This window comes from Halobacillus sp. B29 (assembly GCF_052246755.1).
Lineage (GTDB): Bacteria > Bacillota > Bacilli > Bacillales > Halobacillaceae > Halobacillus > Halobacillus halophilus.
In genome coordinates, this window is sequence record NZ_JBQQCM010000002.1 from 196,738 (window position 1) to 210,812 (window position 14,075).

A 14,075-nucleotide genomic window follows, 5' to 3' on the forward strand; every position below is an offset into this window, starting at 1 on the left:
GGGGGAACTAACGTGGAAGATCGAATGATTTCCGGCGAGTTGCAGGAGACAGATCAGGACATTGAACTTAGTTTGAGACCAGAAACGCTCAAACAGTATATTGGTCAGGACCAGACTAAACGAAATCTGCATATTTTTATTGAAGCAGCAAAGATGAGAGAGGAACCTCTGGACCACGCACTTCTCTACGGCCCTCCGGGGCTTGGGAAAACGACGCTTGCTTCTATTATTGCCAATGAAATGGGTGTGCAGTTCAGGACAACGGCTGGACCTGCCATTGAGAGGGCCGGAGATCTGGCCGCAATTTTATCTTCACTAGAGCCTGGGGATGTTCTTTTTATAGATGAAATTCATCGATTACCAAGATCAGTAGAAGAGGTGCTCTATCCTGCGATGGAAGACTTTTGTCTGGATATTGTTGTAGGCAGCGGGCCCAGTGCGAGATCGATGCGCCTTGATCTCCCTCCCTTTACTCTGGTGGGAGCCACCACAAGGGCCGGATTATTATCTGCGCCGCTTCGTGATCGGTTCGGAGTCCACAGCAGGCTGGAATATTACGAAACAGAGGCATTGTGCTCAATAGTAGAGAGGACAGCTGATATTTTTCATGTAGAAATTGATTTTAATGCTGCTGTGGAAATTGCCCGTCGTTCTAGGGGAACACCGCGGATTGCCAACCGCTTATTTAAACGGGTACGGGATATAGCTCAGGTCAAAGGTGAATCCGTGATCTCTCTCGAAACGACCCAAGAAGCGTTAGAAATGCTTCAAGTAGACGCTGAAGGCCTGGATTATATAGACCACAAGCTTTTAAAAGGCATTATGGATGGATTTCGAGGGGGACCAGTAGGGCTTGATACTATTTCGGCTACAATTGGAGAAGAGTCTCAGACGATTGAAGATGTGTACGAGCCGTTTCTTCTACAAATTGGCTTTATACAAAGAACTCCTCGTGGGCGAGTCGTAACACCTAAAGCATACGCTCACTTCCATAGGGAGGTGCCCGGAACTTGACTGGGTTCGGAAAAATATTTATTGTTATAGGGATTGTGTTTATTGTGATAGGACTTTTATGGAGTTTTGTTGGCAGACTTCCAGGGGATTTGTCTTTTAAAAAAGGGAATACCACCTTTTATTTTCCAATTATGACGTCCATTGTTGCGAGTATTGTTCTATCACTTATATTTTATATTATTGGTAAAATACGCTAAGGAAGAATAGGGGATTTAAATGGATATTAAGCAGTATGATTTTGAACTGCCCGAAGAGCTTATTGCTCAGGTACCGCTTCAGGATCGTTCTTCTTCACGCCTCATGGTTTGCGACCGGAGTGCTGAAACAATAGAACATTACCATTTTTCAGATATTGAAAGGCTATTAAAGCCAGGCGACTGCCTCGTTTTAAATGATACACGTGTACTTCCGGCCAGGCTATTTGGTGCTAAAGAAGACACGGGAGGAAAAGTAGAGGTTCTTCTCCTCCATCAAGATACGAAAGACGAGTGGGATGTACTTATCAAACCTGCTAAAAAAGTAAAACCAGGTACCCGTATTGTGTTTGGGGATGGACAGTTAATAGCTGAATGCACGGAGATGCAGGAACATGGAGGAAGAAAAGTCAGGTTCTCTTATGAAGGGATTTTTATGGAAGTGTTGGAATCCCTTGGTGAGATGCCGCTTCCCCCATATATTAAGGAGCAGCTGTCGGACAGGGAACGTTACCAGACTGTGTACGCGAAGGAAGAAGGGTCTGCAGCAGCACCTACTGCCGGTCTTCATTTTACGAACGAACTACTTGAAAACCTTCAAGCTTCCGGTGTAACGATAGCCTATCTCACCCTTCATGTCGGACTTGGAACCTTTCGTCCTGTTAGTGTCGATAAGGTGGAAGACCACGATATGCATGCTGAGTTCTACCAGGTATCTCAAGAAACGGCTGACCAATTGAATCAGGTGAAAAAACAGGGAGGTCGAATAATCTCTGTAGGTACTACCTCCACAAGGACTTTGGAAACCATCATCCGTGATTACGGAACTTTTCAGGAAGCTAGCGGCTGGACGGATATATTTATCTACCCACCCCAAAAGCTGAAAGCGATTGACGGACTGATTACGAATTTTCATCTGCCTAAATCCACGCTGATTATGCTGGTCAGTGCCTTTGCAGGTCGTGAATTTGTTCTGGAAGCATATGCTAGAGCTGTGGAGAATAAGTATCGATTCTTCAGCTTTGGAGATGCGATGTTAATTGTTTAGTTAGATTATTGCTTGAAGTGGAGAAAGGACAGAAATAATGGCAATCACATATGAATTAATTAAAACATGTAAACAAACGGGTGCACGTCTCGGAAAAGTTCATACACCTCACGGATCATTTGAAACTCCAATGTTCATGCCTGTAGGCACGCTTGCAACGGTAAAAACGATGAGCCCTGAGGAACTTGAGCAGATGGGGGCTCCAATTATACTTTCCAACACGTATCATCTTTGGCTGCGCCCCGGGGAAGATATCGTTGAAGAAGCAGGAGGTCTTCATTCTTTCATGAATTGGAATGGATCCATCCTGACAGATTCAGGAGGATTTCAAGTATTCAGCTTAAGTGACTTGAGACAGATTGAAGAAGAGGGTGTTCACTTCCGTAACCATATTAGCGGAGAAAAATTATTTCTCTCACCTGAGAAAGCTATGCACATCCAAAATTCACTGGGTGCTGATATTATGATGGCTTTTGATGAGTGCCCTCCTTATCCTGCTGAGCATGACTATATGAAAAAGTCAGTGGAGCGGACAAGCCGGTGGGCGGAGCGATGCCTGGAAGGCCATCAGAGACCTCATGATCAGGGACTATTTGGGATTATCCAAGGTGGAGAATATGAAGATTTACGCCGGCAAAGCGCAAGAGATCTTACATCATTGGATTTCCCTGGCTATGCCATTGGAGGACTTTCCGTTGGGGAGCCAAAGGATGTTATGAACCGGGTGCTTGATTTTACTGCGCCTCTTTTGCCTGATGAAAAACCACGCTACTTAATGGGAGTAGGTTCGCCTGATTCTCTAATTGATGGCAGCATGCGGGGCATTGATATGTTTGATTGTGTTCTGCCTACCCGTATTGCACGTAATGGTACATGTATGACATCTAATGGACGTCTGGTTGTCCGAAATGCAAAATTTGCCCGTGATTTTCGTCCCATTGATGAAAATTGTGAGTGTCATACATGCCGCAATTACAGCCGGGCATACATCAGACACCTGGTTAAGTCGAGTGAAACGTTTGGCTTTAGATTAACTACTTATCATAACCTTTATTTTCTGTTAAAATTAATGAGGCAAGTGCGTGAAGCCATTAAAGAAGATCGACTCGGAGACTTTAGAGAAGAATTCTTTGAACAATATGGTTTCAATAAACCAAATGCGAAGAACTTTTAGAAGGGGGGAAATTAAATGGATACATTAGTCGGTTTATTACCAATTATTCTAATGTTTGTCATTTTCTATTTCCTATTAATTCGTCCGCAGCAAAAGAAACAGAAAAAAGTACAACAAATGCAGGCGGACTTGCAAAAAGGCGATAGAATCATCACAATCGGAGGTCTCCATGGTACGGTCCATGCTATAGATGAAGGATCTCTAGTTATTACGGTACAGGATGGAACGCAAATGAAATTCGATCGTTCATCTGTTCGTGAGAAACTAAATCAGGACTAAAGATTACAATCCCGCTGTATTTGCAGCGGGATTTCTCATGTTCAATTACCTTTTTGCCGTTCGTCTTGGCAAATTTACCCCAATCATTCCTCCGAGCCAGGCTGCTAGAACCAATCCTCCGAAATAACTGAGCTGTGGCAGAGATATAAATTGATTTTCAAAAATGATTTGGAATAAAGCCATAGCCGTAACGAAAATAAGACCTGTCATAACCCCGGAAAGCCACCCTTTCTGCTCACCTTTATAAGCAGCCATCATTCCACCAAATGCTAGAATACTCAAACCGGTGATCAGCGCAGCTTGATTGAGCGTTTGATATTCCATAGATGTAAAACGAAGGAAAATAGCCAGTACAGCCGCGGAAATAATCATCAGCAGAAGGATAGAGCCAATTCCATATCCAAGGACGCCTTGCGTGAATTTTTTCATAATAAAAATCTCCCTTCTTAAGCTTGTCATTATCACTATATGCATGTTTAAGCCTTAGATAGAAGTAGATATTTTCTCTCTTCCTTGAATACGTATAGAGTAAAGTCCTTATAAAAGGGGAAGGTGTATGGCAACTTTACTTGCATTACTCATATTCGTAGCGAGCTATGTATTAATCATGACGGAGAAATTGAACAGGGCCCTGGTTGCACTCGCAGGTGGAGTCCTCTTATTAATGACGCATGTGTATGAATGGAAAGAAGCATTCGGTTTTATCGATTGGGAAACGGTGGCTTTATTATTTTCGATGATGCTATTGGTTTCTATAACCCAGAAGACGGGAATTTTCACGTACATGGCCATTCGTCTAGCCCAAATGGTCAAAGGACGGCCTATCCCCTTGATGGCTGTAACAGCTACTTTCACAGCTGTCGGATCAGCTTTTTTGAATAACGTCACCATCGTTCTTTTATTAGTCCCTGTATTGCTCACACTTGTCGAAAGGTTGAAACTGCCAGCTTTTCCTTATTTATTGATTACCATATTTAGTTCAAACATAGGCGGCACAGCTACTCTTATAGGTGATCCTCCCAACATTATGATCGGACAGGCCGTCGAACACTTCACCTTTGCATCTTTTATTTATCATCTTGGACCAGTAGTGCTGTTGATTTTTGCTGTGGTGTTAATTATATTCATGCTTTTGTTTCGTAAACAGTTAACATATGATCGAGAGCTCGCTGGTGCGTTGATGCAAATGAACGCAAGGGAACACTTAAAGGTCTCCCCATTGTTATTTCAGTCCGTAAGTGTACTATTACTGACGATAACTGGATTTATGTTGTATCCATTTGTGCATATGGATATTACAACGATTGCGGTAAGCGGAGCCTTATTGCTATTATTTTTGACGGATAAAGAACTTGATGTTGAACACGTCTTTCAGGAGGTTGAATGGGTCACCTTATTTTTCTTTATGGGGTTATTTATGCTTGTAGGTGGCTTAGAAACCGTTGGAATTATCGATGAATTGGCACGTGGTATGGTATGGTTGTCCGGCGGAGATCTCCCAATTACTTCTATTGTTATGCTATGGAGCTCAGGCTTGCTTTCAGGAGTCGTGGACAATATTCCTTTTGTCGCTGCTATGATTCCTGTCGTGCATGAACTACAGGGGTATGGAATGATGAATGTCGATCCTGTTTGGTGGTCGCTTGCTTTAGGGGCTTGTCTAGGAGGAAATGGAACGCTGGTCGGTGCCTCCGCTAATGTCGTAGTTGCTGGTATAGCTGCGAGTCACCGTCAGCCTATATCATTTATTAAATTTTTGCTGTATGGAATACCAGTTCTAATACTGTCCCTAGTGATCGCATCCATTTATGTCTACTTCCGATATTTACAGCCTTTCTATTCATAAAAAAAGTGAGAATGGGTCATCTTATAAGAGAGTAAGCCTGTTGAAAGGTCGTGGGTTTTCATGGTGTATGTCTCTCTTATAGTAAGAACTCTTCTCACTTATTTAATTATACTTCTAGTTTTTCGTTTTATGGGTAAGAGAGAAATTGGTGAGTTAAGTGTTATGGATTTAGTTGTTTTTATTATGCTCGCAGAAATCGGGGTATTTATTATTGAACAACCCGATTCTTCGATTTGGAAAGCAGTTGTTCCTATGGCTGTATTATTAGCTATACAATTGGGCAGTGCCTGGGTTTCCCTGAAGAATCAAAGGTTTAGAAGCTGGTTCGATGGAAAACCTTCCGTTATTATTAAACATGGTAAAGTAGACGAGTATGAGATGAAAAGGCAGCGCTATAATTTCAACGATTTACTTATACAATTACGTGAGCATGGGATTCAACAAGTAAATGATGTAGCATATGCCATCCTCGAACCTTCTGGAAAACTATCGGTTTTTGAGAAAGATGACTCTGGTCATTCCTCATATGCTGTCGTCTTGATCGCGGACGGAGAAATCCAATATAGCGGTCTTAAGAATATACGTAAAAACAAGAACTGGCTGCTAAATGAACTTAAAAAGCAAGGGTATGAGTCTTTAGATCAAATTTCATTATGTACCATTAATGATGAAGGAGAGGTTTCTATTGACGAAAAAAATCAATACAAATAAAATAACCGCTTGCTTAAAAAGCGGTTATTTTTTATGAAGGATTTTTTTCCAAGGGATTAATCTCCACTCTTCTTTGCTTAATAGCTTAAACCAAAACAGGAGAATCAGGTAAATAAGCGTAAGTGTTATTCCCATCCATAATAACTGAGCGATCGGCTTGCTTTCATGAAGCAGATGCTGCTTCATTGTAAAACCAACATAGCCGGTGATGCCAACAACCAGTGCGAAACGGGTGAACATACCAAGCGGAAGAGTCATGACTTTGTATTTAATGAGTACTCCAAGATGTAAAAGAGTAACAACGACAACACCCACCACCATAGCTATGGCCACGCCATGAATGCCGAACTCGGGCCGGGAGCTTAAACTTACTAATACAATGAATTTAATAATTGATCCAATTAAGGTGTTCCACATGGCAGGCTGGGCTAGATCTAATGCTTGTAAAGTTGCCTGTAGAGGAGTCTGAATATAATGCAGCAAAAAGAATGGTGCCATAAACTGCAGCATAAAAGCTGCCTGACTAGTGCCGTAAACTGTCATAAGTATAACAGCGGGGAAAATCATAAAAACCACTGTAATGACGCCTCCAGAAGCTAAGGAGAGGCGGATGGACTGCATAATTCGGTACTGGATGGTTTCTTTTTTTCCTACTGCTGCTGCTTCACTAATAGAAGGTACAAGGGCTGTTGAGAGCGCATGAGTTAAAAAAGTAGGTAAGAAAAGTAAAGGAAGAACATATCCAGTAAGCTCCCCGTAAAGCTTAGTTGATTCTGCTGCAGCGAAACCAGCTATAGCAAGGCTTTGGGCAACAAGAATAGGCTCAAAGAAATAGGTAAGGGAACCGATAAAGCGGCTCCCCGTGGTAGGAAGCGCAATAGCCATTAACTCTTGAAAAGTTTTTTTACCTTGTCCGACATGTTTTTTCCAAGTCTTGCGCAGTTTAAACGATTTTTGCAGATTGAACTGTCTTAACATATAAATCAATGAAACGAATTCACCTAAAACCACGGCCGCCATAGCTCCTGCTGCCGCATATTCGACACCATAAGGGTAAAGGAGTTTGGTTAAAACAAGCACGCCACCAATACGAACTATCTGCTCAATAACCTGAGAAAGAGCCTGGGGCTTCATATTCTGTCTTCCTTGGAAATAACCTCGAATAACCGATGCAACAGCAATAATCGGTATAATCGGTGTGACGACTAATAAAGGGAATAGAGCACGCGGGTCAGTTAGAAAATAGGAAGCGATAACAGGGGCGAGTATAAATAATGCGCCTGTAAAGATAATACTTAAGGAACCTGTAATCGACAAAGAGACTATTAAGATACTTTTAATTTTCTTCTCATTGCCTGTGGCTTCGGCTTCCGATACGCGTTTTGATATAGCGACAGGGAGACCGAACTGTGTAATGGTAATCGCGAGAATTAGAGTAGGCAGGGCCATCATATAAAGCCCCACTCCTTCAGCTCCCATCACACGAGCAACCACAATCCGATTGATAAACCCAAGCAGACGAGTGACCAGCCCCGCAGCTACCAGGATGAGGGCACCGTGTAAAAAGGTTTGTTTAGACATAAAAACAATCCGCCTTCTCAAAGAATTAAAATTCCGCTACAATGAAGTATATGCTTAGCCTTGGACAAGGCATGACAAAGGTTTAGAATTATCGAGAAGAGGAGGCGGGAGGGCCAGCGAAATTAGCGGAAATCAATTATAATAGTTAGGTGTAATAGTAGCAGCCGAGAAATTGTGCGAAGTTGTTTAAAAACAGCTGGTCACTCTGGTGATACATAAATGATTAGCGGATACACAGGCTCTATCAAGAGCTTGGGTAGAGGATCGGATGTAGATGTAGCATGCAAAATTGGGTGGATAGATTCTCATGCGGTCTATAGAAAGGATTTTGCATGTTGTCAAATATAAAAATAATAGTAAAATTGGTACGGATGGATAAACAAAGGAAACCCTAATACTTAGGGGTGAGACACGTACTTACTGCGAGTACATAAGCTTTTCAATAATGAATAGGAACGGAAGATATAAAAGGAGGAAATGAACATTATGGTGAAACGGGGGCGTATCGTCGCCTTTTTTCTAGTGGTGCTTCTATTAGCAGCTACAATAGGGACGACTGTAACAGGTGTTACTAAAAATATAAACTTAGGACTGGATCTGCAGGGCGGATTTGAAATCCTGTATGATGTGGAGCCTTTGAACGAAGACCAGGAAGTTAACGAAAATGTCCTGGAAGCGACCGTTGAATCCCTGAACAGACGAGTGAATACACTAGGGATTAGTGAAACGAATATTTCCATTGAAGATGGCGGACGTATCCGCGTACAGCTTGCCGGTATTCAGGACCAGCAGGAGGCAAGAGATTTACTAGCTACTACAGCTGAACTTTCTTTCCGCGGCGCGAATGGAGAAGAATATTTAGATGGATCAGATTTGGTTGAGGGAAGCGCCCAGCAAACTTATGATCAGAACAATAGTCCGGCCGTTTCTCTTGGCGTAAAAGATCCTGGTAAGTTTTATGACGTTTCTGAAGAGATTGTTAATACACCTGATGACCCAAGCACACCTTACCCAGAAAATGTTCTGGTCATCTGGCTGGACTACAATGAAGAGACGTCCTTTGCTGAGGAGTATGGGAAGGCCGATCCGGCTTATCTTTCAGCACCAAGATTTCCAGATGGACCAGTCAGAAGTTCCACCGTGCAGATTACTGGAGATTTTACAGTAGAGTCGGCGAAAGAATTAGCGGATCTCTTAAACGCAGGTTCGCTTCCGGTAAATTTGGAAGAAACCTATTCTACCTCAGTAGGAGCACAATTTGGTGAGCAGGCAATGAATAAAACGATCGTTGCCGGGGCAATTGGTATAGCCACTATTTTCTTATTCATGATGGCGTATTACCGCTTTCCTGGAATTATAGCTGTTGTGACATTGACCGCATATGTGTATTTAATATTAGTGGTCTTTGAAGCCATGAATGGGGTGTTGACCCTGCCAGGTATAGCCGCACTCATTCTCGGTGTAGGTATGGCGGTTGATGCCAATATTATCACCTATGAAAGAATTAAAGAGGAATTAAAAGCCGGCAAATCAGTGATGTCAGCATTCAAAGCTGGTAATAAACGTTCTCTCGCTACCATTCTCGATGCGAATATTACCACACTGATTGCAGCTACCGTTCTTTTCATCTTTGGCACAAGTTCTGTAAAAGGCTTTGCTACGATGCTGATCGTAAGTATCTTAGTCAGTTTTATTACCGCTGTATATGGTACGCGTCTTCTTATGGGGTTATGGGTGAAGAGCCGCTTCTTAAATAAACGTCCGAAATGGTTCGGTGTGAAGCCGGAAGATATCCATTCTCTAGAAGAAGGCGAAGAAGTTGAAGCAACGGTTATGAACCGTAAGTTCGACTTTGTTGGCTTGAGGAAAAGATTCTTTACAATTTCTATTATCTTGATTACAGCCGGCATTCTGGCTCTTGCTGTTTTCCGACTGAACCTCGGTATTGATTTTACAAGCGGCTCAAGGGTCTCCATTTTATCCGATGGCAATATCAATGCTTCTCAAGTTGAGGAGACTATGGAAGAAGAGTTTAATGTTGCTCCTAAGAAAGTAGTAATCTCCGGAGACAATGATGAAATTGCTGTTGCTCGTTTTGACAGCGAGTTAAGTAAAGATAAAATTGGGGAAATTCAGAGCTACTATGAAGACGAATTTGGCAATACGCCAAACGTAAGCACGGTCTCCCCTGTAGTTGGTCAGGAATTAGCTAAGAATGCGGCATTGGCTGTTCTGTATGCTTCTATCGGGATTATTATTTATGTAACCATTCGATTTGAGTTCTTCTTTGCGATGACCGCTATCATCGCCCTGCTTCACGATGCTTTCTTTATCATTGCGCTGTTCAGTCTCACGAGACTTGAGTTTGATATTACCATTATAGCTGCGATATTAACGATTGTCGGTTATTCAGTTAACGATACCATTGTTACATTTGACCGGATTCGTGAAAACTTGAAGCTGAAGAAGAAGGTCAAGTCCTTTAAAGAACTCGCTAAAGTTGTAAACGACAGCTTGATGCAGACTTTAGCCAGAAGTATAAATACGGTTATCACTGTAATCTTTGCAGCGATTATGCTCCTCTTCTTCGGAGCTTCGTCGATTACAAACTTTGCATTCGCTCTTGTGGTAGGACTGCTTGCTGGTACGTATTCTTCCTTATTCATTGCCTCTCAGATATGGCTGATTTGGCGTGGGAAGAACATTAAAGATAATCCGATTCAGTTTGTTAAGAAGAAGAAAAACGATGGACCTCAAGTATAATTATATGAAACAGCCTCATCTCTTGGTGAGGCTGTTTTTTTGATTGAAAATTAGAGAATTTGGGTATAGATATATGAATGGTACTAGTTGATCTAACGAGTTGTATATTTGATTTTGGTAAAAGATCAAAGGCTAAACGGGTGATCTATGGTCTTTCATATGAAGATCAAAGTCCAATGGCTAAAGGAGGAAGAAACGTGAAAGGGCAATCTTATATTATTTTTGCATTTGTATTTGCTTTAATTATAGCTATTTTTGCTGTCATCAATGTGGACCCTGTTCAAGTTAATTATATGTTCGGTACAGGTGAAGCACCCCTGATCCTGGTTATCTTAATATCTGTATTATTAGGCGGGCTTGCTACAGCGTCTGTAGGAGCTGTCCGATACTTTAAGTTAAAGAGAGAAAATCGCTCTTTAAAGCAAAAAGTCGATCAATCTAACGAGCCGGTAACTTCCTCTGGTTTTGATGAAGCCCCGGATGAGTCGGTAGAGGCTAAAGAGGAAAACGAGAATAGAAATGTAACGTAAAAGTCGTTTGCCACCCCTGGTCCCCTCTTGTATAATAGATGGGTCAGGGGTGAACTTATGATACAAAGTAAGATGAAATGGCAGTTTACATATAATGAGAATGTCGAAGGATTCGAGATTCAGCAGGGACTAACTTCGCTAACCCAGCAAATGCTTGAGAAACGCGGAATTGTTGAGCCAGACGCTGTGGAACAGTTTTTGAACCCCTCTATTGATTATTTACATGATCCATTCCTTATGGAAGGTATGGAGAAGGCAGTAGAGCGGGTTAAAACCGCGATTTATCGGGAAGAATCCATTCTTGTCTTTGGAGACTATGATGCGGATGGTGTAAGTTCAACTACTTTAATGATTGAAGCCTTAAGAGCAGCTGGAGCGTATTGTGACTTCTATATACCGAACCGCTTTACAGAGGGATATGGACCAAATGAAGAAGCGTTCTTATTCGCAAAGGATTCTGGATATTCCGTTATCATTACAGTAGATACCGGAATTGCAGCCATCCATGAAGCTGAAGTAGCTAAACAGCTAGGAATAGATCTGATTATAACTGATCACCATGAAGTTCAAGAAGTATTACCAGATGCCTATAGCATCATTCACCCAAAAACGTCCAGCCAGTACCCATTTCAAGAATTGGCGGGGGTAGGTGTTGCTTTTAAATTTGCGGAAGCTTTACTGGGAAGATTTCCTAAGGATTATCTGGATCTGGTCGTCATTGGAACCATTGCTGACCTGGTTCCGCTTCAGGGAGAGAACCGAGTACTTGCTTCAATGGGACTTGCAGCTATTTCCCGATCAAAACGCCCGGGGGTACTGGCTTTGCGTGAAGTTTGCGGCATCGAGGGTGAGATGAATGAAGAAACGATTGGATTTACCATCGGCCCTCGTATGAATGCTGTAGGACGTTTGCAAGATGCTACGCCGGCAGTAGAATTGCTTCTATCTAAAGACAGGGAGGAAGCTCAGCAGATTGCTTCATTTATTAATCAGATTAACCAGGAACGCCAGAAAATAGTGGCTGAGATTGCCAAAGAGGCTGAAGAACTGCTATCTTCAAGGTCTGAGAATCTTGAAAACGTAATTGTGGTTGCTAAGGAAGGTTGGAACCCGGGAGTATTAGGGATTGTTGCATCTAAACTTGTACGTCAATTCGACCGACCTGCTATTGTTCTCGGAATTGACCCTGAAAAGGGAGAAGCAAAAGGGTCTGCTCGAAGTATCGATGCGTTTGATCTCTTTGCTAATTGTATGGAAGTCAGGGACCGTTTTCTACATTTCGGAGGTCATGCCCAAGCGGCAGGAATGACTTTAGAGGTAGAGAAAATTGACGAACTAAGAACAGCTTTGAACGATCTCGCAGAGCAAAAATTAACGGAGGATGACTACCAGCAAGTATTGGATATTGAAGCCACTCTTGAACTGGGGGACATCTCTATCAAACAAATTGAAGAAATCGATCAGCTCCGGCCTTTTGGGATGGGAAATCCTAAACCGCTATTTCATTTAATGCATACTCCTAAAGAGCTCAGGCTGATCGGAAGTAAAAAAAATCATTTGAAATTACAATTTCAAAAAGAACAGTCACGAGTGGATGGTATTGCCTTCGGTATGGGAGATGTTTATCCGCACCTGACTCCTTCAGACCCTTTAGAGGTAGTCGGTGAATTGGGAATTAACGAATGGAATGGTCGAAAAAATCTTCAGATTATGGTGAAAGATTTACGTGTGAATGACTGGCAGTTATTTGATCTGAGGGGATCAAAGCATGTGGAGAAAAAACTTGTAATACCTGCAAATGAGTATTATGCAGCGGTATCATTTCAGGGAGAATCGAATGCACCTCACAACATTCCTGTGTCCACCCCGGAAGGATTTACAGAGGGTGAGATGGTTGATGGACTATTGTTATTAGATTTACCTGAGCGGATAAGTCAATTAGAGGAACTTCTCAGTCGTGTTTCTGTAAGTAAAGTTTTTGCCTGTTACCGTCTGGAAGAAAGCACCTTTTTAAAAACCTGGCCGACCCGTGATCATTTCAAATGGTTTTATGGTATGCTGTTGAAGCGTAAGGAATTCAATCTTAGACAGGAAGGTGAACAGCTGGCTAAGAGAAAAGGCTGGGATCACTCTATGGTTGAATTTATTTCGAAGGTGTTTTTTGAACTTGAATTTGTTAGAATAAAAGATGGAATTGTAACGATAAATTCAAAACCTTCGCAGAAAGATTTAAAAGAGTCTACCTTATATAAAGAGCGTGAAGAGCGTATATACATGGAACAAACCTTGTATTATTCCACTTACAAGGAGTTAAAAGAATGGTTCAATAAGTATCTGAACCAGAGTTCCAAGCATTCCAAGGAGGAAGTAGTTAATGGATTATAAAGAACATATCGCTATTGTAGAAAACTGGCCTAAAGAAGGCATTCAATTCAAGGATATTACTCCTTTGATGGACAACGGTCCAGCATTTAAATCGGCGGTGGACGATATCGTTGATTATGCAAAAGATAAAGAAATAGATATCGTAGTTGGACCTGAGGCACGCGGATTTATTGTCGGCTGTCCTGTTTCCTATGCTTTAGAAATTGGTTTTGCTCCTGTCCGTAAAGAAGGGAAGCTTCCAAGAGAGACGATCAAAGTAGATTATGGCCTTGAATATGGCAGTGATATCCTTACGATTCATAAAGACGCTATTAAACCAGGTCAGCGTGTCATGATTGTGGATGATCTCCTTGCCACGGGGGGCACAATTGAAGCGACGATTAATCTTGTAGAACAGTTGGGCGGAGTGGTTGCCGGCTGTGCTTTCCTGATAGAACTTACGTATTTAGATGGACGCAGTAAGCTTGATGGGTACGATGTATTAACATTAATGCAATACTAACTTAGAAAGAGTGCCCTCAAATAGGGCGCTCTTTGTTTTACAGGTGAG

The 14,075-nt window shown here is 42.0% G+C and carries 13 protein-coding genes; 11 read left to right on the top strand and 2 right to left on the bottom strand.

The genetic code is table 11. The features are described from left to right. The first annotated feature begins 12 nt into the window (after positions 1 to 12). Genes ruvB through yajC form a run of 5 tightly spaced genes read left to right on the top strand, consistent with a single transcriptional unit; the run spans position 13 to position 3,709 of the window. The gene (gene ruvB / locus ACTWP7_RS03220; RefSeq protein WP_014643878.1) at positions 13 to 1,014 is read left to right on the top strand and encodes a Holliday junction branch migration DNA helicase RuvB; all 1,002 of its coding nucleotides are present in this window, start codon (positions 13 to 15) and stop codon (positions 1,012 to 1,014) included. Next, positions 1,011 to 1,211 carry a DUF2905 domain-containing protein gene (locus ACTWP7_RS03225; protein WP_014643877.1) on the top strand — a complete coding sequence of 67 codons (201 nt, stop codon included), beginning with the start codon at positions 1,011 to 1,013 and terminating at the stop codon, positions 1,209 to 1,211. The genes ruvB and ACTWP7_RS03225 overlap by 4 nt, the downstream gene beginning before the upstream one ends. A gap of 19 nt (positions 1,212 to 1,230) precedes the next feature. Further along, complete coding sequence (gene queA, locus ACTWP7_RS03230) at positions 1,231 to 2,256, top strand: tRNA preQ1(34) S-adenosylmethionine ribosyltransferase-isomerase QueA (RefSeq protein ID WP_014643876.1); 1,026 nt, start codon at positions 1,231 to 1,233, stop codon at positions 2,254 to 2,256. Between the two features lie 37 nt (positions 2,257 to 2,293). Next, positions 2,294 to 3,430 (top strand): tRNA guanosine(34) transglycosylase Tgt, encoded by a 1,137-nt coding sequence (gene tgt / locus ACTWP7_RS03235; protein WP_443121998.1) that lies wholly within the window; start codon positions 2,294 to 2,296, stop codon positions 3,428 to 3,430. Positions 3,431 to 3,445: 15 nt separating this feature from the next. Then, a complete protein-coding gene (yajC, locus tag ACTWP7_RS03240) occupies positions 3,446 to 3,709 on the top strand; it encodes a preprotein translocase subunit YajC (RefSeq protein WP_089748968.1) in 264 nt (87 codons plus the stop codon). A gap of 45 nt (positions 3,710 to 3,754) precedes the next feature. Here the strand turns inward: yajC and ACTWP7_RS03245 are convergent, their stop codons facing one another. After that, entirely contained in the window at positions 3,755 to 4,138 is a 384-nt protein-coding gene (locus ACTWP7_RS03245; protein WP_443121999.1) for a TIGR04086 family membrane protein, read from the bottom strand. A 127-nt stretch (positions 4,139 to 4,265) separates the two neighbouring features. Here ACTWP7_RS03245 and ACTWP7_RS03250 point away from each other — a divergent pair, with 127 nt between their 5' ends. Further along, on the top strand, positions 4,266 to 5,555 hold the full coding sequence (locus tag ACTWP7_RS03250) for an ArsB/NhaD family transporter (protein ID WP_443122000.1): 1,290 nt from the start codon (positions 4,266 to 4,268) through the stop codon (positions 5,553 to 5,555). Between the two features lie 60 nt (positions 5,556 to 5,615). After that, complete coding sequence (locus ACTWP7_RS03255) at positions 5,616 to 6,266, top strand: YetF domain-containing protein (protein ID WP_443122001.1); 651 nt, start codon at positions 5,616 to 5,618, stop codon at positions 6,264 to 6,266. Positions 6,267 to 6,290: 24 nt separating this feature from the next. On the opposite strand, the gene spoVB is transcribed toward ACTWP7_RS03255, so the two are convergent. Further along, positions 6,291 to 7,847 carry a stage V sporulation protein B gene (gene spoVB, locus ACTWP7_RS03260; protein ID WP_443122002.1) on the bottom strand — a complete coding sequence of 519 codons (1,557 nt, stop codon included), beginning with the start codon at positions 7,845 to 7,847 and terminating at the stop codon, positions 6,291 to 6,293. A 486-nt stretch (positions 7,848 to 8,333) separates the two neighbouring features. Here spoVB and secDF point away from each other — a divergent pair, with 486 nt between their 5' ends. The 4 genes from secDF (at position 8,334) to ACTWP7_RS03280 (ending at position 14,027) form a co-directional block, all read left to right on the top strand. Next, positions 8,334 to 10,610 (top strand): protein translocase subunit SecDF, encoded by a 2,277-nt coding sequence (gene secDF, locus ACTWP7_RS03265; protein WP_443122137.1) that lies wholly within the window; start codon positions 8,334 to 8,336, stop codon positions 10,608 to 10,610. A gap of 197 nt (positions 10,611 to 10,807) precedes the next feature. Further along, positions 10,808 to 11,140, top strand: a complete 333-nt coding sequence (locus tag ACTWP7_RS03270) for a LapA family protein (protein WP_014643868.1) — start codon at positions 10,808 to 10,810, stop codon at positions 11,138 to 11,140. Between the two features lie 57 nt (positions 11,141 to 11,197). Next, positions 11,198 to 13,525: a single-stranded-DNA-specific exonuclease RecJ gene (gene recJ, locus ACTWP7_RS03275; RefSeq protein ID WP_443122003.1), complete on the top strand. Its 2,328-nt coding sequence runs from the start codon at positions 11,198 to 11,200 to the stop codon at positions 13,523 to 13,525. Beyond that, positions 13,515 to 14,027: an adenine phosphoribosyltransferase gene (locus ACTWP7_RS03280; protein ID WP_014643866.1), complete on the top strand. Its 513-nt coding sequence runs from the start codon at positions 13,515 to 13,517 to the stop codon at positions 14,025 to 14,027. Before recJ ends, ACTWP7_RS03280 begins: the two co-directional genes overlap by 11 nt. The last annotated feature ends 48 nt before the right edge of the window (positions 14,028 to 14,075 follow it).